An 18,092-nucleotide genomic window follows, 5' to 3' on the forward strand; every position below is an offset into this window, starting at 1 on the left:
GCTTTAGCGAGTGAGAAAGGTTTGCTTATCCGCCAGGTTGTCATACCACGCCCCGCGAAGCAATTAATTGAAAGCTTATTATAAGCATAGAACGAAGCTCGATGTTCAGTGTCCAAAGTCTGATCTCCGGCTTCTGACTTCTGACATCTAATTTTAGGAGGTGTACTATGGGACGATTTATCTCGGCTAACGTTTTACGAGATATGGCCAAATTAGACAAAAATATTGTTTTGGAAGAAGATAGTGTACTGACTCCCTCCGCTAAAGATTTAGCCAAAGAGTTAGGGATTACAATAAGCAAAGGGAGACAAGAAATCATCAGTCATACTGTTGTAGGGCAATCGGTCGGACAACTAGTGAATTTACAATCTAGTGTTAAAGAAGTCCCAGTTTCCTCTGGAACCGTCACAGACGCAGAAAACCAAACGCATGACCTAAAAAAAGCAGTGCAAAAAATCCTGGGTGAGGTTCTCAAACCTGCTTGTGAGAACCCGATAGCGACTCATGTCAAAGGGGAAACCGTGGTAATCCAGCCCTTCCTGGAAGCTCCTCCGGGGCAAAAGGTGGGACTCGTCGACGTGATCGACTCACGCGTAGGAAATCTGGCTTCGGGTTTCATGACCTTTGATCATTCTAAGTTGCCATGGCTTCTAAACTATGATGAGGTTGATTATGTCATAGAGGGAGAGTTCGTTCTAGAAGTTGAGGGGCAAGTCTTCCACGCTAAAGCGGGCGATGTGCTTTATATCCCAAAAGGAAGTCAAGTGGTCTTTTCTTCTCCGACGTTTTGTAAAATATTCTATGCAACCTATCCTGCGAACTGGGCAGATCTTTGCGATTAAGGACATTAAGATAATCTAGGGCTATAATTACTCTTCCTGAAAAGGAAGAGTTTTTTATGCCGTCAGACAGTTTTTTAATTTAAAAAGCTCATGGTAGCAAGGCGTGTTGAATATATTTAGTTCCATAGTTAGAAAATAATTTTGTGTTACAATTAGGTAATAATTAGTTGACCACTTAAATAATAATTAGTATAATATTAAATAACGCTAAGAGGGCTAAATACATATGTTTTAGGTACATAGATTTAGTGTATATTCAAAGCAAGGACAAAAGAGACAGAAGGGAGGAGAATGATCAAAATCAGAACTAAACGCTAAATGCTGATGAATTGGAGGTGTAACGATGACTGAACTTATTTTATCCAGATTACAATTTGCGGTAATCACGTCATATCATTTCTTGTTCGTGCCGTTGACATTAGGACTAGGGGTCCTCGTTGCTATGATGGAGACTTGGTATGTTAAAACAGGAAATGAAACCTACAAAAAAATGACCAAGTTCTGGGGGAAATTATTCTTAATCAATTTTGCCATGGGTGTCGTTACTGGCATAGTTCAAGAGTTCCAATTTGGTATGAACTGGTCGGAATATTCACGTTTTGTTGGGGATATTTTTGGTGCGCCTTTAGCCATTGAGGCTTTAGTTGCGTTTTTTCTGGAGTCTACCTTTTTAGGATTATGGGTTTTTGGCTGGGATAAATTATCTAAGAAGGTTCATTTAATAACTATCTGGATTGTGGCAATTTCTTCAAACATATCGGCGTTCTTTATTCTAGTTGCTAATTCGTTTATGCAAGAACCGGTTGGCTATATTTTACGTAATGGGCGCGCCGAGATGACCGATTTTCTGGCTGTGATTACAAATCCTCACGTGATATATCAATTTCCTCATACCGTACTTAGCGGATTTGTCACGGCTGGGTTCTTTGTCATGGGCGTTAGTGCATACCACCTTTTGAAAAGGAGTCATCTTGATGTTTTTCGGCGTTCGTTTCATATTGCTGTGATCTTTGCCTTTATCAGTACCTTGGGAGTTGCCGGAGTAGGGCATATACAAGGAATGCACCTTGTTGAATCACAACCTATGAAGATGGCTGCTGCTGAGGCACATTGGGAAACAGAAAATCCTGCAGGTTTATCGTTATATGCCTCAATCGATGAGCAAGGACAGAAAAATAACTTTGAAATCAAGATTCCCGGGATGTTAAGCTTCCTTTCGTATAACAGTTTTACAGGCGAGGTTAAGGGAATTCATGAACTTCAGAACTCCGCAGTTCAAGAATATGGGCCAGGAAATTATGTTCCGCCGGTAGCGTCTTTATTCTGGAGTTTCCGAATTATGTTGACTGCAGGTATGTGGTTAGTGTTGATGGCTTTGCTAGGACTTTATTTCTATAAAACGAAAGCCTATGAACAAAATACTTTGTTCTTGAAACTTTTGCTCTGGACGATCCCAGTTCCCTATATAGCTAATATTGCGGGGTGGTTTTTAGCAGAAGTCGGACGTCAACCTTGGATTGTCTATGGGTTACAAAGAGTTGAACATGGTGTATCAACCTCAGTTTCAATGTTTTCCATGTTGATTGCGTTTGTGGGCTTTATGCTGGTATATGCAGCCTTGGCGGCAGCGGATCTTTACCTGATGGTTAAGTTTATTAAGAAAGGTCCAGAAGAGGCTAATGTGGATGAACACCTGAATAGTGAAGTTAAGGGGGCGTCATTATGGACTTAAATATCCTCTGGTTCATACTCATTACCGTTTTGTTTGCAGGCTTCTTTTTTCTCGAAGGGTTTGATTTCGGAGTAGGAATTTTACTTCCTTTCCTGGGTAAAAACGATCAAGAGCGTCGAGTCCTCATTAATACGATCGGACCGCACTGGGATGGAAATGAAGTTTGGTTGATTACGGCCGGTGGAGCCATGTTTGCAGCATTTCCAAATTGGTACTCCACCTTGTTTAGTGGCTTTTTTCTCGCCTTGTTTCTAGTGTTAGTTTCCTTAATAATTCGTGGTGTTGCCTTCGAATTTCGCAGCAGTGATTCCAATCCGCTTTGGCGAAGTACGTGGGACTGGATGATTTTCACAGGAAGCTTCTTGTCAGCGCTTCTTTGGGGCGTTGCAATGACAAATCTGGTTAGAGGAGTGCCGATTGATGCGAAAATGCAATATGTTGGAACCTTCTTTGATCTTCTCTCTCCATATGCCATAGTTGGCGGTTTGACCACACTGTTCGTTTTCATGTTTCATGGTGCCTTGTTCCTGAGCCTAAAGACCACTGGTGAGATGGCTGAGCGGGCTATGAAAGCGGCCCAAAGTATTGCATTAGCAGCAATTCCGGTAGTTATACTGTTAGCTGGTCTAAGCTATTTCCAGACGGATCTCTTTGCAAGTTTAGGTGCGAGTATTACCTTAGTTGGTTCCGGTGCGGCCCTTATCTTGGCCTTAATTTTGATACGTTCTCGTAAAGCAGGCTGGGCGTTTATCCTGAATGGTATAACCATTCTGTTGTTTACCATATCCTTATTCTGGGGGCTTTTCCCTCGCGTGATGGTTTCTAGTCTCAATATGCAGTGGAGTCTAACCATTTATAATGCATCGTCGAGCCCATACACACTGAAAATAATGACGATCATAGCTTTGGTTATGGTACCCATTGTGCTTCTGTATCAAGGATGGACTTATTGGGTCTTCCGCAATCGCGTCACAGAAAAAAATCTTCACTATTAAGAAGGTTTTCATATAGAATAAGGGGCAAGATATATCTTGCCCCTTATTCTATATGACCTCAAAATAACTCAAGAACCGTCTCCACATCCTATCCGTTCTAAGCCCAGCTAACCAGAATTTAAGGGGGCAATTGCAAAGTGAACATTTTAGTGGAGTGAATGGGGAACGTGTGTGAATGTGTGCTAGGAGATGACAATATGTTTAATAAACGGTTAATCCGGGAGGGGAAGTCTGTTTGGGGATTTCTGTCGCTCACGGTTGGCCTCAATATAGGGATTGCATTACTCGCAGTCCTTCAGGCTTGGTTTTTCTCCAGCATTGTTGCAAGGGTCTTCTTGGAGGGGGCGTCTCTTAAAGCAGTCTGGAATTCTCTGATAATGATTCTTGGAATCTTTGGTATAAGAGCAGTTTTTCAATGGTGCAGCGAGATATGTGCTTTTGAAGCATCCTCCCGTATCAGGATAAGTTTACGGGAACGGTTGCTGAACCATATCATGTTCTTAGGACCAATGTATGCTCGAGGAGAACGATCCGGAGAGTTAATCACAACTGTGGTGGATGGAATAGAAGCACTTGAGGATTATTTTTCCAAATCCCTGCCTCAAATGGTTCTGGCGGCAGGGATACCGCTCTTAATTTTAATATTTGTCTTTCCCCTGGATTGGAAGTCCGGCTTAATTCTACTTTTGACGGGTCCGCTCATTCCAATCTTTATGATGTTGATTGGAAAAATGGCAGAAAAAAAGTCACTTCAGCAGTGGCAAAGCTTAAGTTGGATGAGTGCTCATTTTTTAGATATATTACAGGGTTTAACTACACTTAAAGCTTTTGGCCGCGCAAAAGATCAGATACATGTAATCGAAAGAGTTAGTGATTCTTTTCGAAAGACAACACTCAATGTCTTGAGAGTAGCTTTCTTATCTGCACTGGTCTTAGAGTTTCTAGCCACAATTAGCACAGCCCTGGTTGCAGTTACTATAGGATTGAGGTTGGTCAATGGAACCCTCTCTTACTCATCAGGGTTGTTTCTCTTACTGCTTGCTCCTGAATTTTATATCCCGCTAAGAAACCTCGGCTTAAATTTTCATGCTGGGTTGTCTGGGATAAACGCTGCTGTTCGTATCTTTGAAATATTAGATCTCCCTTTAATGAATGAGATCAAACAGCAAACAGTCAATGATGATTTCGTTGCAAAGCCTCAAGATCAGGTGTTACTATCAAATTTTAATATTTCTTTTAAACAAGTTGGCTTAACTTATCAAGCCGGAGAGACTCCCACTCTAAAAGGGATCAATTTTTCCATAAATTCAGGAGAAAAGATAGCTCTCGTCGGTCCAAGCGGAGCAGGTAAAACATCCATTGCTCAACTGCTGCTTCGTTTTATTGCCCCTGCTTCAGGACAAGTTTTCGTCAATGAAACTTTGCTCGATACAATTTCTGTGGAAAAATGGCGGGATCAGATCGCTTATGTTCCTCAAAATCCACATTTATTTGCGGGCAGCATAGCGGAAAATATTCGCTTTGGCAGGTCTTCTGCAACCTTGGAAGAGGTTGTCAGAGCAGCTCAGGAGGCCTCAGCCAATGAATTTATTATGAATCTTCCGGATGGATACCAAACTCACCTGGGAGAAGGAGGCACTCGCTTAAGCGGGGGACAGGCCCAAAGGATTGCACTTGCCAGGGCATTTTTAAAAGATGCCCCACTTCTTATTTTGGATGAAGCAACTTCAAACTTGGACTTAGAGAGTGAGTACTTTGTTCAGGAGGCCTTACAACGCTTATTAAGAGGAAGGACTGCCTTAATCATTGCCCACCGGCTGGATACGGTTTTCCAAGCAAGTCGCATCCTGGTAATGGATCAAGGGCAGATCATAGAAGAGGGTACCCATGAGGAATTGATGGAAGTGCAGGGGCTTTATTTTCGCATGGTGAAAGAATATCGAGGTGAATTACTATGAAGAGCACAACCTGGCTAATTCATTTGATATTACCTTATTGGCGGCGAATCCTGCTTGCTTTAATATTGAGTGCCCTGACAATTACGAGTCATATTGGCTTAATGGCAACGTCTGCCTATCTTTTAGCCCGTGCTGCTCTTCATCCGCCAGTTCTTGATTTAATGGTAACCATTGTTGGTGTTCGTTTCTTTGGGCTCTCCCGTGCGGTCTTTCGCTATTTAGAACGCTATGTTTCACATGATGTGACATTCCGAGTGTTAAGCCGAATACGAGTGAAGTTTTACCAAGGGCTAGAACCTTTGGCTCCGGCTCTACTTTTAAATTTTCGCAGTGCAGACCTTCTTAGACGGATTGTTGCAGATGTTGAAACTCAACAAAATCTATTTCTGAAGGTTTTGTCTCCGCCTATTGTAGCGGTACTGGTTCTCTGTGGATATGGTTTTTTTCTCGCTCGTTATGACATGAGGTTTACCGTCATTTTGGCGGCCAGTTTTCTTATGGCAGGGCTTGTGATTCCATGGCTAATTAAAAGTCTGAGTAAAAGGGCAGGGCATCACTTAATTACGTTAAGAGCAGAGTTGAATTCGCAGGTTGGCGACAGCCTTTTAGGAATTACTGAATTAGCAGCTTACGGTCAGGTCCAATCGCACTTAGAGAAAATTCGAAATACTAACCAGAAATTGACCAATCATCAACGACGAGTCGCTTGGCTGTCAGCGTTTTCCTTAGCTTTAACAGGGATGCTCGCTAATCTTAGCATGTGGATGATCCTCGTTCTGGGAATAATCCTCGTAGAAAAAGGAAAATTGAGTGGGGTTAACTTAGGAATGTTAGCCCTTGGAACTTTGAGTAGCTTTGAAGCGCTCTTTCCCTTAGCGCTTGTTCCCCATCATTTGGAACAAAACCGTGCTGCGGCGGACCGCTTGCTTGAGTTGATTGAGGCTGAACCTGCCATTAAAGATCATGAAGCAGTGTTTGCTAAACCTCAAGAAATGAGTCTCACCTTCCATGAGGTAAGTTTTAAGTATGGGGAAAGTGAACCTTGGGCTTTGAAGCAATTATCATTGCAAATTGCCGAGAAGGGCAAAGTAGCAATTGTTGGAGCGAGCGGGGCAGGTAAGACTAGTATAGTAAATCTTCTCCTGCGTTTTTGGGAATACAATGAGGGTCGCATCGAATTGGGAGGGCAGTCTCTTCAGCAGTATACCCAAGAAGAGGTTCGAGACTTTGTAGGAGTTGTGACGCAACGAACCCACATCTTCAATGCAACAATTCGGGAAAATCTCCTTTTAGCAAAACCTGGGGCAAGTGAAGAGGAACTAATCCTAGCGTCTCAGAGAGCGAAGCTTCATGATTTTGTCCAATCATTGCCTAAAGGATATGACAGCTTGGTCGGAGAAGGCGGTTTTAAACTTTCTGGGGGACAGAGGCAGCGGTTAGCAATCGCCCGAGTCTTACTAAAAAACGCTCCGATTTTGATCCTGGATGAAGCTATGGAAGGTCTTGATCCGATTACAGAACGTGATGTGTTGGAGGAGGTGTACAAACTTATGGACGGACGTACCACACTAGTAATAACACATCACATATCTGGGTTAGAGAGAATGGATGAGATCCTGGTTCTCGACCAAGGTCAAGTCGTCGAGCGTGGTAAACACCGTGAGCTTCTTCAAAAGAAAGGCTTTTATCGGAAGCTGTGGGATAGGAGAGAAGTAACACCATCAATACAACATAGAACAAAGGAGACAGAAGTGGCTTTAAATCTCCTTTAATATGGGTATCTGCAGCAATTTTTTCACTCTAAAGCAATGGGGGTTACTCTTCGTGCTCTGTCTCATTGTCCAGCATTAAATCTGCTTCACTGGCAGGAAGAGTCTGGACATCCTTAAGCTTGCGAGCAATTGTACGGCTCTTTCTAGTTGCAGTATCAATAGTATTGCTCGCTTCCTGAAGTTTTTTCTGAGTTTTTTCCAGGATCTCAACAAATTTCCCAAATTCCGTTTTAACGGCGCTAAGTAAATTCCAAACTTCACTGGAACGTTTCTCAATAGCCAATGTCTTGAAACCCATTTGCAGGCTATTGAGGAGGGCTGCTAGTGTGGTTGGTCCTGTTATGATAACCCTGTACTCTCGTTGGAGAAGTTCACAAAGACCAGGCCGACGCAGCACTTCAGCATATAATCCTTCAACCGGTAAGAAGAGAATGCCAAAATCGGTGGTGTTGGGCGGATCGATGTATTTATCTCTGATCGTTTTCCCCTCTAGTTTAATGCGGTTTTCAAGAGATTTGCCGAGCTCTTCGATGCGCGGTAGATTGGCTTGATCTTGTGCTTCGATTAATCGTTCGTAATCCTCAATTGGAAATTTTGCATCGATAGGAAGCCATATAATATTGTCCTGTCCGTCTCGGGCAGGCAGCTTAATTGCAAATTCTACTCGATCGTTACTTCCGGCTTTAGTAGTTACATTAGAAGAATATTGTTCTGGAGTAAGTATCTGCTCCAACAAACTGCCGAGTTGTATTTCCCCCCAAATCCCTCGTGTTTTAACATTAGTCAGGACTTTTTTTAAGTCACCAACGCCAGAAGCCAGGGTTTGCATTTCTCCAAGCCCTTTGTGCACTGCTTCTAATCGCTCACTGACTAATTTGAAGGATTCTCCTAAACGTTGCTCAAGGGTGGCGCTGAGTTTTTCGTCTACGGTTGCGCGCATCTGGTCTAATCTTTGACCATTATCTTGCTGGAGTAGGAGAAGACGTTCCTCCACTGTTTTGCGCATTTGTTCTAATTTAAGATCATTCGTTTTCGTAAGGGAGCCTAACTGAGTGGCGAAAATGTCCAATTGGTTGCGTTGAAGGTTAGCGATTTCAGCCATACGGGCCAGTACGGAATCGTTAAACGAACGGACGGACTGATTTAATTCCTCGCGGACCTGTCTTGCGTTATTATTTGATTCTTCACGATTCTTGGATATTTCTCCATTGACAAGTCGTTCGTTACGTTCGAGATTTTTCTCTAGAGAATTAAATTGATTCTCTAGCTTACCAAAGGGATTCCGTGTCGAACGGATAATTAAGATTATAAGTAAAATGATGGTGATGAGGACAAGGATGATTAATCCTATCAGTAACTGTTCTGTCATAGCTGCCTCCTGTTGTTATGTATTGTATTTCGATTAATACTTTATCATATCAGGGAGACAAACTGGTGTTTTTCAATAGATATTATCTTGATACAATAAAGGTCCCTTGAAAATTTGGACCAATCTCTAATTCGTTCGGAGGTATATGTTAACTAAAATATAGCGTCCTGACCATTGACTTTACGCTTTTTCCATGTTAGTTTTATAACAAATAAATTATGTTATGGGCAGGGGAGCTGGAAAGGCTGGCTGAGATTTAGACCCTAAAAAGTCTAAGACCCTTTTAACCTGATCTGGATAATGCCAGCGTAGGTAAGCAGTTTACTCTTTTGTGAAAATGAAAGAGCACAAATCTTATTCTGGAGATTTGTGCTCTTTTTTGTACTGCCGGAAAGAATACCTAATAAGAGCAACGAAGGCTGTCGCCATCGCCTGAATGTTGGCGTTGGCCAAGTTTTCTATATTCAAAGAGACTAAAACGATGCAGGAGGTATGATATGAAAAAGGTACTTACCATAGCCGGTTCAGATTGCAGTGGAGGAGCGGGGATTCAAGCCGATCTTAAAACGTGCTCTGCCCATGGGGTATTTGGAATGAGTGTAATAACGGCAGTTACAGCTCAAAATACCCAAGGAGTGTTTGCTGTACAAGATATCACCAGAGACGTCATCGCGAAACAAATAGAGGCGATTTTTGACGATATTGAAGTCGACGGAGTAAAAATTGGTATGGTTTCCCAAGTCCAGACGATCGAGGTTATTGCAGAAAAGTTGAGTAACTATGCACCTCAGATCATTGTTCTAGACCCGGTTATGGTGTCTAAAAGCGGTTACCACTTGTTAAATCCAGAGGCGGAAGCAACTTTGATTAAGGAATTACTTCCAATGGCGATGATCGTTACCCCTAATATTCCAGAGGCTGAGGTCATGACAAATAGTTCCATCCAAACGCTTAAGCAAATGGAAGAGGCTGCCAAGGCTATATTTCAGATGGGGGCTAAGAATGTACTGCTCAAAGGGGGGCATTTAGAGGAAGATTCTATCGATATTCTTTTTGACGGTCAGGAGTTTAGTTATTTTTCCTCATCTAGAATTGCAACTAAGAATACGCATGGAACGGGATGTACACTTTCGTCTGCCATCACCGCAAACCTGGCTTTGGGGCACACCCTTAACAAAGCTGTTTCTCTGGCTAAGGAGTATATCACAATTGCTATTCAGAATTCTTTATCAATTGGAAAAGGCGTAGGCCCGACGCATCACTTTTATACACTTTACAAAAAGGCAGGATTAATTTAGTGAATTCAACAAAAAATAATTTAAGTATGTTTAATTTTGCCACTCTCTGGTTTGGCGCTTCAATTTCGGTTGCAGAAATATTAACTGGTGGTATGTTAGCCTCCTTGGGATTTAAGATGGGGGTTTTAGCTATTATTCTTGGACACTTGGCTGGAACAACTATTTTAGTGCTGGGAGGAATCATCGGGACGGAGGAGAGAATTCCTGCACTGGTGTCAACTCGTATTTCCTTTGGACAATATGGTTCTTACCTCTTCTCCGTTTTGAACGTTTTGCAGCTGCTTGGGTGGACAGCTGTGATGATAATTGTTGGAGCTCGGTCAGTAAACCATATCACTAAAACTTTATGGTCTTTTGACAATCTAACAGTTTGGAGCCTGATGATTGGTATCTTAATAATGTTTTGGTTATGGCTTGGGAAGGATAGCGGCTGGAAGATGGCCAATAACATTGCCGTTGTACTATTGTTCTTTTTGACTATTTTTTTGAGCATTATCATTTTTGGCAATCATGAGCTGTTTACTCGGGAGGGTACAGGAACTATCTCCTTTGGGAACGCTGTAGAATTTGCAGTGGTTATGCCGTTATCATGGTTGCCGCTGATCTCGGACTATACACGATTTGCTAAGACAAAGCGAGGCAGTGCATGGGGTAGCTGGCTTGGTTATTTCATTGGCAGCAGCTGGATGTTTATTATTGGCCTGGGAGCGGCGATCGTTGCATCAGATGCTGACCCGACCGCAATGCTATTGGCTGCTAATCTTGGAATTGTCGCCTTGGGAATTATCGTCCTGGCGACGGTAACAACTACCTTTCTAGATGCTTATTCGGCGGGGGTCTCATTTTTAAATATATTTCCTAAATTAAAAGAAAAAACGGTTGCCTTAGTTATGACCGGTATAGGAACAGGACTTGCAATCGTTGTGAATATTGAGCAATATGAAGTTTTCCTCTACGCCATTGGATCAGTTTTTGCGCCTTTGTTTGCCATCTTGTTAACAGATTACTTCCTATTAAAAAGAAAGAAAATCCAACCAGAGCTTTTAGTTAATTGGGGTACGCTTCTTCTCTGTGCTGTGGGTACGGCATTATACTATCAGTTTATAAAGTTTGATTTTGTGATGGGTTCCACAATTCCTGTGATGATGATTATTAGCATCTTACATTCTATAACATGGAGGTTAACTGCCAAATGGAAATACGCGAAAAAATCTGTACAGGCCTAAAAATAATTAAAGAAAAGAGTCCGTTGATTCACCATATAACTAATTATGTTACAGTCAACGATTGTGCTAATGTAGTACTAGCTATCGGAGGTTCCCCTGTAATGGCGGATGACTCGGCAGAAGTAGCAGAAATGGTTGGCTTTGCTTCCGCTTTAGTTCTTAATATCGGCACTCTTAATTCCAGAACAATCGAAAGCATGCTGATAGCCGGATTAAGAGCTAAGGAGTTGGGTGTCCCTGTAATTCTTGACCCTGTAGGCGTAGGAGCCACAAAATTGAGAACGGATACCGCAGATAAACTTATTAGGGAACTAAAACCTGAAGTTATACGGGGTAATATGTCTGAAATCAAAGTCCTGTCAGGTCTGGAAGCAGCCATAAAGGGAGTGGATTCTCTCGCAGATGAACATGGCAGTTCTGTGGTTGCTAAAAAGCTTGCCATTGAACTAGGTTCAATCATTGCCATTACCGGAAAAACAGATGTTGTTTCCGATGGAAGTCAAGTGTGTCTGATTGATAACGGACATCGAATTTTAGGGGATGTCACGGGCACAGGGTGCATGACGACCTCCCTTGTGGGTACTTTTTGTGGTGCGACTAAAGATTACTATACGGCTGCGGTGGCTGGAATAATTAGCATGGGTCTCGCGGGAGAGATCGCTCACGCTTCGTTGCGTCATGGAGAGGGAATAGGCACGTTTAGAGCCAGGTTATTCGATAGTATCTATAATCTCACTCCTGAAATTCTAGCTAAAGAAGGTAAGATTAATTATGAGTAAAGTCAAGATTGACTATAGTCTTTATTTAGTAACAGATCGAAAACTTCTCGGAGAGCGGGATTTAGCTCAGAGCATTGAGCTAGCCATACAGGGCGGAGTTTCCTTGGTTCAGCTTCGGGAAAAATCAATTTCTACCAAAGAGTTTCTAAATTTAGCTTTGAGAGTGAAAGAGATAACATCTAAGTATGATATCCCCCTAATTATTAATGACCGACTTGACATTGCCCTTGCAGTTGATGCCGAAGGATTACATGTCGGGCAGGATGATCTGCCTATGCTAAAAGCGAGGGAACTTTTGGGACCCGATAAGATTATTGGAGTTTCTGCCCGAACCTTGGAGGAAGCGCTTCTTGCCGAAAAGCAAGGTGCAGACTATTTGGGAGTAGGGGCGGTCTTTAGAACATCGACTAAGTCTGATGCCAAGGAAGTAAGTCTTGAGCAACTGGAATATATAAAGAAATCGGTCTCGATACCCGTTGTAGCAATAGGGGGAATCAATTATGGGAACATACAACAAGTTAAGGCAACAGGTATCGATGGCATCTCAGTTGTATCGGCTATTTTAGTTCAAGATAATATTTTTATGGCTGCAAAGCAGTTAAAAGAAATTATTGGTTAAATTAGCTACGGCAGATCTTCTAAAAGGTATACCTATTCAACGGATATTGTTTAAACTAAATATTCTTGTCCCAGATTGGCCTGTGAGTTATACTAGATAGCATTAAGACTAATTATAATCCTATGTGAGGGAGGAGCAGAAAAATTGAAAAATAAAACTGCACTGATTACTGGGGGCGGCACCGGAATTGGAAGGGCCATCGCCTTGTTGTTAGCCAAGTCGGGAGTTAATATAGCTTTGAACTATTCTCGTTCGAAAGAAGATGCCTTAAAGACTTGCCAAGAGATAGAGAACCTTGGAGTTCGCAGTTTAGCCTATCAAGCAGATGTATCTCGGGATGCTGAGGTTAGGTCCATGGTTAGTCAAGTAGTGGCTGATTTTGGAACTTTAGATATTCTTGTTAACAATGCTGGAATGACTCATTTCGTAGATCACTCTGATCTTGAGGGCATGAAAGAAGAGTATTGGGATGATATTTTAGGAGTTAATGTTAAGGGTATGTTCTTCTGCTGTCGGGCAGCAGCCGATGAACTTAAGAAAAGCAAAGGGTGCATTATTAATATTACATCGATAGCAGGATTAACTGGATTAGGCAGTTCTATAGCATATTCAGCTTCTAAAGCTGCAGCCATAAGTGTTACAAAATCGCTGGCTCGAGTTTTGGCTCCCGAGGTAAGAGTTAATTCTGTAGCCCCAGGAATTGTACAAACTCGTTGGGTAGAGGGAAAAGAAGATCACATCGCCCATCTAGCTGCCGGTACACCGCTTGGCCGAATTGCTGGTCCGGAGGATATAGCTGAAGTAGTCTATTCTTTAATTGCTCATGCAAGTTTTGTGACTGGACAAACGATCGTTGTCGACGGGGGGAACTTCATTTAATTTCCCCCCCCACTTTTGCAAGTGGTGGGGTTCTTCGGGATATTTTTTACTTTATCTTAATTTTGCTCTTGACAATATAGCAAATTTAGATATAATTTAATCATAAGAAGCAATAAAAAATTCAGTTTCATCAAAAGTTGTTGGTCGCGTGCTAGGCAAAGTTTTCGATTCGTCGAAAGTAAGCATTGCAATCAGTTCAAAGTTAGTAATGCTGAATTTCGAGAATTGGAACCACCTAGAGAGGTGGTTTTTGAGTTTTCTATTAAAGAAAGATTTCCCGCAAAGTTCCTCCCAGTCAGTCGGTCAGAGTAAAATTGTTTTCGGTGCTCTATCAAACGATCTAGGAAACTGTGAAAGAATTTGGGTGATTTGAAAGCTTAAGTTTGTCTCGGGTGAATAGGTGTTAGAAGATTGACCGCAGTTAGATCAAAGTTAACAGATAGTGGAAGATTTGTCCAGATTAGTTTCCCCTACGTTACCAAAAAATGTTTATTGGTTGGTTTGCTTTCAAGTAGACAATGTCTCTACCCCTTACTAGATTAAATTCCGTAAGAATTTTGTTTGCTAGTTGTAAAGTGTGTTGGTGTAAGCCTATAGTCTGGTTAATAAATATTGGTAAAGTTTAGTTGAAGATTAATCTTGAGCCGTGTATCCATTAGTTGTGGAGGAACTTTGCGGGATCATTTAGATTTGGGCCACTCATTTGAGTGGCCTTTTTATTGTGAAATTTCAACAATTAGAAGTGAACTATCTATGACCCTGCGTGGTTATAGTAAGGGTTTAGAACACCCTTTATACTGTGGGGGTAACGTGGTATTATGTAAGATAATAGAATAAAAAGTAATTATTTTAGAGATGATGAAGCAGGAGGCAAAAAACTCATAATGAAATTAGAGAAATTCTTTGAAAGCAATTTGTTTAAGAAGGGCCTATCGTTACTGCTGTTATTAGGAATAATAATAGGCATTAAACCTATGATGAACTTACTGCTACTAACCTTTATGTTTTCTTTTATACTGTACGGTATCCAAAATTACATTTTCTTAAAGATTGTTAAATTAATCCCTATAAACAGGACCGGTGTCACGGTCGTAGTTTTTTCCTTAGTAGCTTCATCAATTGTCTTTATAATCTATAGATATATTCCAATTTTAACAAAGCAGTTAATGTTTATAGGTATACAGCTTAGTAACTTTGATATCAATAATTATGAGGATGCTATTAATCCACAAATAAGGGAAGCTATCAGCACAAGTATTCAATCTTATGTAGTTGAAGGCGGGACATATTTAATTCATTCGGTAACGAATATTTGGGAATTCAGCTTAAATATTTTTATTGCCTTGATCCTAAGTTTATTTCTAATCTTGGAAAAGGATAAGACCATAAGATTCTTGGATAGGTTTGAGCACAGTAAAGTCAGCTTTGTATATAAGTATTATAAAAAATTAGGTAAGAATTTTGTGAATTCCTTTGCTAAGGTTATGGAAACACAAATCGTAATATCCTTTATAAATTCTATTTTATCAGCGGTCGCTTTGAGTATCATGGGATTTCATCAAGTAATAGGATTAGGATTTATGATCTTCATTCTCGGGCTAATACCCGTTGCCGGTGTTTTGATCTCATTAATTCCATTGTCAATCATTGCTTTTAAGCTGGGTGGAATAATTAAGATACTTTATGTGCTGGGGATGATTGTTGTATTGCATGGTATCGAAGCTTATTTTCTAAATCCCAAACTTATGTCCATCAAAACCAAACTTCCTGTTTTCTTTACTTTCGTAGTATTATTACTAGCTGAGCATTTTCTGGGGGTATGGGGACTTTTGTTTGGAATACCACTTTTTCTATTTATGCTGGATATACTTGATGTAGGAGAATCAGATTATAGTTAATGGACGTCAAAGTCACTAGAAGCTTTCTCATGTTATGTGAGACAGCTTCTAGTATTTTTGCTTATATTTTAATACATTATAAGTAAAATAGTTCTATGGTTATATATAGATATAATAAGGTGGGTATCCCTATGCATAATCAGTTTAAGAGAGTGAGAAGGCTTCGAAATTTCAGTTGATTACATTAATCTTACGACCTGTTGGAAGATAAATCATCTGTGAAATAGTAGCATTGGGGATAGCGTTTTCTAATGCTTCGAATTTATTGTTATCTGAATCGCAGTTAGTGTAAGTATTGGTTCCTTGATCATTGCTAGTAGTTTCTTTAAGTAATTCAACTTCGCTAACCTCATTTTCTTTTCCTGCGGATCCAATTTGAAGTTTTTCACCATTCTGGTAGAACACGATAATTTTCTCTATTGCGTTCTCATTTGTTAGTTCTTCCTTGAGTGTTTCTAGAAGTTCCTCTTTGTACATGTTTTTGCATCCTTCCTAAAACAAATTTGACCAAAAGAGAGTGCTGGGCCACACTCCTACTTACAGAGAGCCTCACGATTGGTTGAAAGTCACCATTAAGCGGGTCAATAAAAGTCTTGTGTATTATATGGGAACTTCTATAAATAGGTACCGCAGGAATGAAGAATCTCTGGAAGTATTTGATGGAGGGCGGAGTGTTTGGAATTAAACGTTGAAGAAAGAGAAGAATCGTGTTCAATCGTAAGTAAAATTGTAAAGTTGAAGATTTACCGCAGGGTAATAGAAGGTACTGTCCTTCAAGAGGGGGAAATCGTGGGTTACGATTGCGGCTCATCAAGTTCAAATTGTGAGACAAGATGTCATTATCGGCTCTTAATAGATGACTATTAATCTTATAGCTCTTCGAAATTTTGACAGCCAGGAAACCTCTATAAAACATCTTTAAAGGGTGAACGGATGGCAAAGAAGCTCACTTCTTACATATTTATAAGTTTACCCGCATTTGTTTTAAGAACTTTACCATTGGCGAGTACGACTTGCCCGTTGATTAATGTATAGTTAATCCCTAAGGGATCCAGGGAAGGTTTATTATAGTTTTCTGGAGCATTAATTATTTCGGGGTCAAAAATAACCAAATCTGCTATATAACCAGTTTTTATAAAGCCTCTGTTTCTTAAGTTTAACCTTTGCGCTGGGTCCCCTGTAATTCTCATAACTCCTTCTTCCCAAGTCATTGTATTCTTATCGCGAACATATTCTCCCAAAAACTTAGGGTATGTGCCGAATAAACGGGGATGCGGTTTACCAGTTGGAATACCATCAGAGCCAATTTGACATAGGGGGTGTTTGAGCAATGCGATAATATCTTCTTCAGCAAAAAGATTCTGTAATACCATTGAACAACGACAGTCCTCGCTAATTAAGAGATCAGCAATTGAATCAATGATTTCGCTGACAAGCTTAGAATGTTCCAAGCCGGTTTTTGAAACTAATTGAGGAGCGGTTTGACCTTCCGCCCATTTATTTTTGAGGTTACTGACAGAGCTAATCATGATATTAGGCCATCCCACCATGCCCACAAAGTTATCCCAACCTGGATAATCCGGTCCCTGATCGCTGAGGTCGTTTTTTAGTTTAGCGCGAAGTTGCGGGTCCTTTAATCTGCGTACGATTTCAGTACTGCCGCCTTCTTTGGCCCAAGGTGGGAGAATCTGAGACAAGAGTGTACTGCCAGCTGTATAGGGGTGTTCATCAAAGGTTACATCAACTCCTTCGCTTCTCGCATTTTCGATCATCGTAATTAATTCTTCAGCAGTTATACCATAATCTCGATTTGCATAAGAGCGCATATGAGAAATCTGCAACTTCACTCCAGATTCCTTCGCTACAGTCAGAGCTTCTGCCATTCCTTCACGAACTTGGCGAGAGTGGCTGCGTATATGAATCATCATGATGCCTTGATAGGCTGCGACGACAGAACTAAGGGCAATAAGTTCTTGTTTAGGTGCAAACATCCCTGGTAAATATGCTAATCCATAGGATATCCCTAAAGCTCCATGAGACATAGCATCCTCAACAATTTTGCTCATAGCAGAGATTTCATTTTCTGTAGGCGAGACATTGTTCAAACCTAAAACTTGTGCTCGAACTGCTCCATGACCGATCAAAGCTGCTGTGTTGTTAGGTTTTTCTGCTCGATCCAGTTCACGTAAAAACATAGAAAAATCTAGCCAATTCCAAGTTAATGGCCCTGGGCCCAAGATAGCAGTCAGATAACTGCGCCAACCTGACATCCTTTCGAGATGTGGAGCTGAACCCAAACCGCACTGTCCAATAATTTCTGTGGTTACGCCTTGTCTAATCCTGCTTCCTCGGACTGAACCGGACATGAACGGGAGCAAGTCGCAATGACTATGGACGTCAATAAACCCTGGAGTTACCATTTTGTTAGTTGCATCTATAACCATATTGGCTTCTTGGGACAGTTCCGGTTCTATCTTCACAATCCTTGCATCAATAATACCAATATCGCTTCGACGAGGAGGGGCGCCGGTTCCATCAACAACTAAACCGCCTTTGATTACTGTATCAAACATCTAAACAGACCCTTTCGCTATTATTTAAGTGTTAATCTTATGCTAAGTTCCTTTAATCAATTCGTCAAGTGGGAACTAATGTCTACCCCCGGCGAACCAAAAATTGAACACCCACTTATAAGAAGTGGGTGTCTAGAATGGGATCATTTTGA

At 41.1% G+C, this 18,092-nt stretch carries 15 protein-coding genes and 1 riboswitch; of the genes, 12 read left to right on the forward strand and 3 right to left on the reverse strand.

Annotated elements, in window-relative coordinates:
• Positions 1 to 167 precede the first annotated feature (167 nt).
• From M8E35_RS13920 to cydC, 5 genes are all read left to right on the forward strand, one after another.
• Positions 168 to 842: a cupin domain-containing protein gene (locus tag M8E35_RS13920; protein ID WP_252469776.1), complete on the forward strand. Its 675-nt coding sequence runs from the start codon at positions 168 to 170 to the stop codon at positions 840 to 842.
• Positions 843 to 1,185: 343 nt separating this feature from the next.
• Complete coding sequence (locus tag M8E35_RS13925) at positions 1,186 to 2,574, forward strand: cytochrome ubiquinol oxidase subunit I (protein WP_252469777.1); 1,389 nt, start codon at positions 1,186 to 1,188, stop codon at positions 2,572 to 2,574.
• Positions 2,565 to 3,569 carry a cytochrome d ubiquinol oxidase subunit II gene (gene cydB / locus M8E35_RS13930; RefSeq protein ID WP_252469778.1) on the forward strand — a complete coding sequence of 335 codons (1,005 nt, stop codon included), beginning with the start codon at positions 2,565 to 2,567 and terminating at the stop codon, positions 3,567 to 3,569. The genes M8E35_RS13925 and cydB overlap by 10 nt, the downstream gene beginning before the upstream one ends.
• A gap of 197 nt (positions 3,570 to 3,766) precedes the next feature.
• Complete coding sequence (gene cydD, locus M8E35_RS13935; protein WP_252469779.1) at positions 3,767 to 5,527, forward strand: thiol reductant ABC exporter subunit CydD; 1,761 nt, start codon at positions 3,767 to 3,769, stop codon at positions 5,525 to 5,527.
• Positions 5,524 to 7,299, forward strand: coding sequence for a thiol reductant ABC exporter subunit CydC (gene cydC / locus M8E35_RS13940; RefSeq protein WP_252469780.1), 1,776 nt, complete (start codon positions 5,524 to 5,526; stop codon positions 7,297 to 7,299). The genes cydD and cydC overlap by 4 nt, the downstream gene beginning before the upstream one ends.
• A 43-nt stretch (positions 7,300 to 7,342) precedes the next feature.
• On the opposite strand, the gene M8E35_RS13945 is transcribed toward cydC, so the two are convergent.
• Complete coding sequence (locus tag M8E35_RS13945) at positions 7,343 to 8,668, reverse strand: DNA recombination protein RmuC (RefSeq protein WP_252469782.1); 1,326 nt, start codon at positions 8,666 to 8,668, stop codon at positions 7,343 to 7,345.
• A gap of 219 nt (positions 8,669 to 8,887) precedes the next feature.
• Positions 8,888 to 9,000: riboswitch (TPP riboswitch) on the forward strand.
• 165 nt (positions 9,001 to 9,165) lie between these two features.
• On the opposite strand from M8E35_RS13945, the gene thiD reads away from it, so the two are divergent.
• From thiD to M8E35_RS13975, 6 genes are all read left to right on the forward strand, one after another.
• A complete protein-coding gene (gene thiD / locus M8E35_RS13950; RefSeq protein WP_252469783.1) occupies positions 9,166 to 9,966 on the forward strand; it encodes a bifunctional hydroxymethylpyrimidine kinase/phosphomethylpyrimidine kinase in 801 nt (266 codons plus the stop codon).
• Positions 9,966 to 11,192 (forward strand): putative hydroxymethylpyrimidine transporter CytX, encoded by a 1,227-nt coding sequence (gene cytX, locus M8E35_RS13955; protein ID WP_252469784.1) that lies wholly within the window; start codon positions 9,966 to 9,968, stop codon positions 11,190 to 11,192. Before thiD ends, cytX begins: the two co-directional genes overlap by 1 nt.
• On the forward strand, positions 11,159 to 11,971 hold the full coding sequence (gene thiM, locus M8E35_RS13960) for a hydroxyethylthiazole kinase (RefSeq protein ID WP_252469785.1): 813 nt from the start codon (positions 11,159 to 11,161) through the stop codon (positions 11,969 to 11,971). Before cytX ends, thiM begins: the two co-directional genes overlap by 34 nt.
• Positions 11,964 to 12,590, forward strand: a complete 627-nt coding sequence (gene thiE, locus M8E35_RS13965; protein WP_252469786.1) for a thiamine phosphate synthase — start codon at positions 11,964 to 11,966, stop codon at positions 12,588 to 12,590. Before thiM ends, thiE begins: the two co-directional genes overlap by 8 nt.
• Positions 12,591 to 12,734: 144 nt before the next feature.
• Positions 12,735 to 13,469 carry an SDR family NAD(P)-dependent oxidoreductase gene (locus M8E35_RS13970; protein WP_252469787.1) on the forward strand — a complete coding sequence of 245 codons (735 nt, stop codon included), beginning with the start codon at positions 12,735 to 12,737 and terminating at the stop codon, positions 13,467 to 13,469.
• Positions 13,470 to 14,353: 884 nt separating this feature from the next.
• The gene (locus M8E35_RS13975; RefSeq protein ID WP_252469788.1) at positions 14,354 to 15,367 is read left to right on the forward strand and encodes an AI-2E family transporter; all 1,014 of its coding nucleotides are present in this window, start codon (positions 14,354 to 14,356) and stop codon (positions 15,365 to 15,367) included.
• Positions 15,368 to 15,538: 171 nt separating this feature from the next.
• Here M8E35_RS13975 and M8E35_RS13980 read toward each other — a convergent pair whose 3' ends face one another.
• A complete protein-coding gene (locus tag M8E35_RS13980) occupies positions 15,539 to 15,844 on the reverse strand; it encodes a hypothetical protein (protein WP_252469789.1) in 306 nt (101 codons plus the stop codon).
• Between the two features lie 198 nt (positions 15,845 to 16,042).
• On the opposite strand from M8E35_RS13980, the gene M8E35_RS13985 reads away from it, so the two are divergent.
• The gene (locus tag M8E35_RS13985; RefSeq protein WP_252469790.1) at positions 16,043 to 16,234 is read left to right on the forward strand and encodes a hypothetical protein; all 192 of its coding nucleotides are present in this window, start codon (positions 16,043 to 16,045) and stop codon (positions 16,232 to 16,234) included.
• Between the two features lie 86 nt (positions 16,235 to 16,320).
• Here M8E35_RS13985 and M8E35_RS13990 read toward each other — a convergent pair whose 3' ends face one another.
• Positions 16,321 to 17,940 carry an N-acyl-D-amino-acid deacylase family protein gene (locus tag M8E35_RS13990; protein ID WP_252469791.1) on the reverse strand — a complete coding sequence of 540 codons (1,620 nt, stop codon included), beginning with the start codon at positions 17,938 to 17,940 and terminating at the stop codon, positions 16,321 to 16,323.
• Positions 17,941 to 18,092: the final 152 nt, after the last annotated feature.

The organism is Desulfosporosinus nitroreducens (genome assembly GCF_023897015.1).
In the GTDB taxonomy this organism is placed as follows: Bacteria; Bacillota; Desulfitobacteriia; order Desulfitobacteriales; family Desulfitobacteriaceae; genus Desulfosporosinus; species Desulfosporosinus nitroreducens.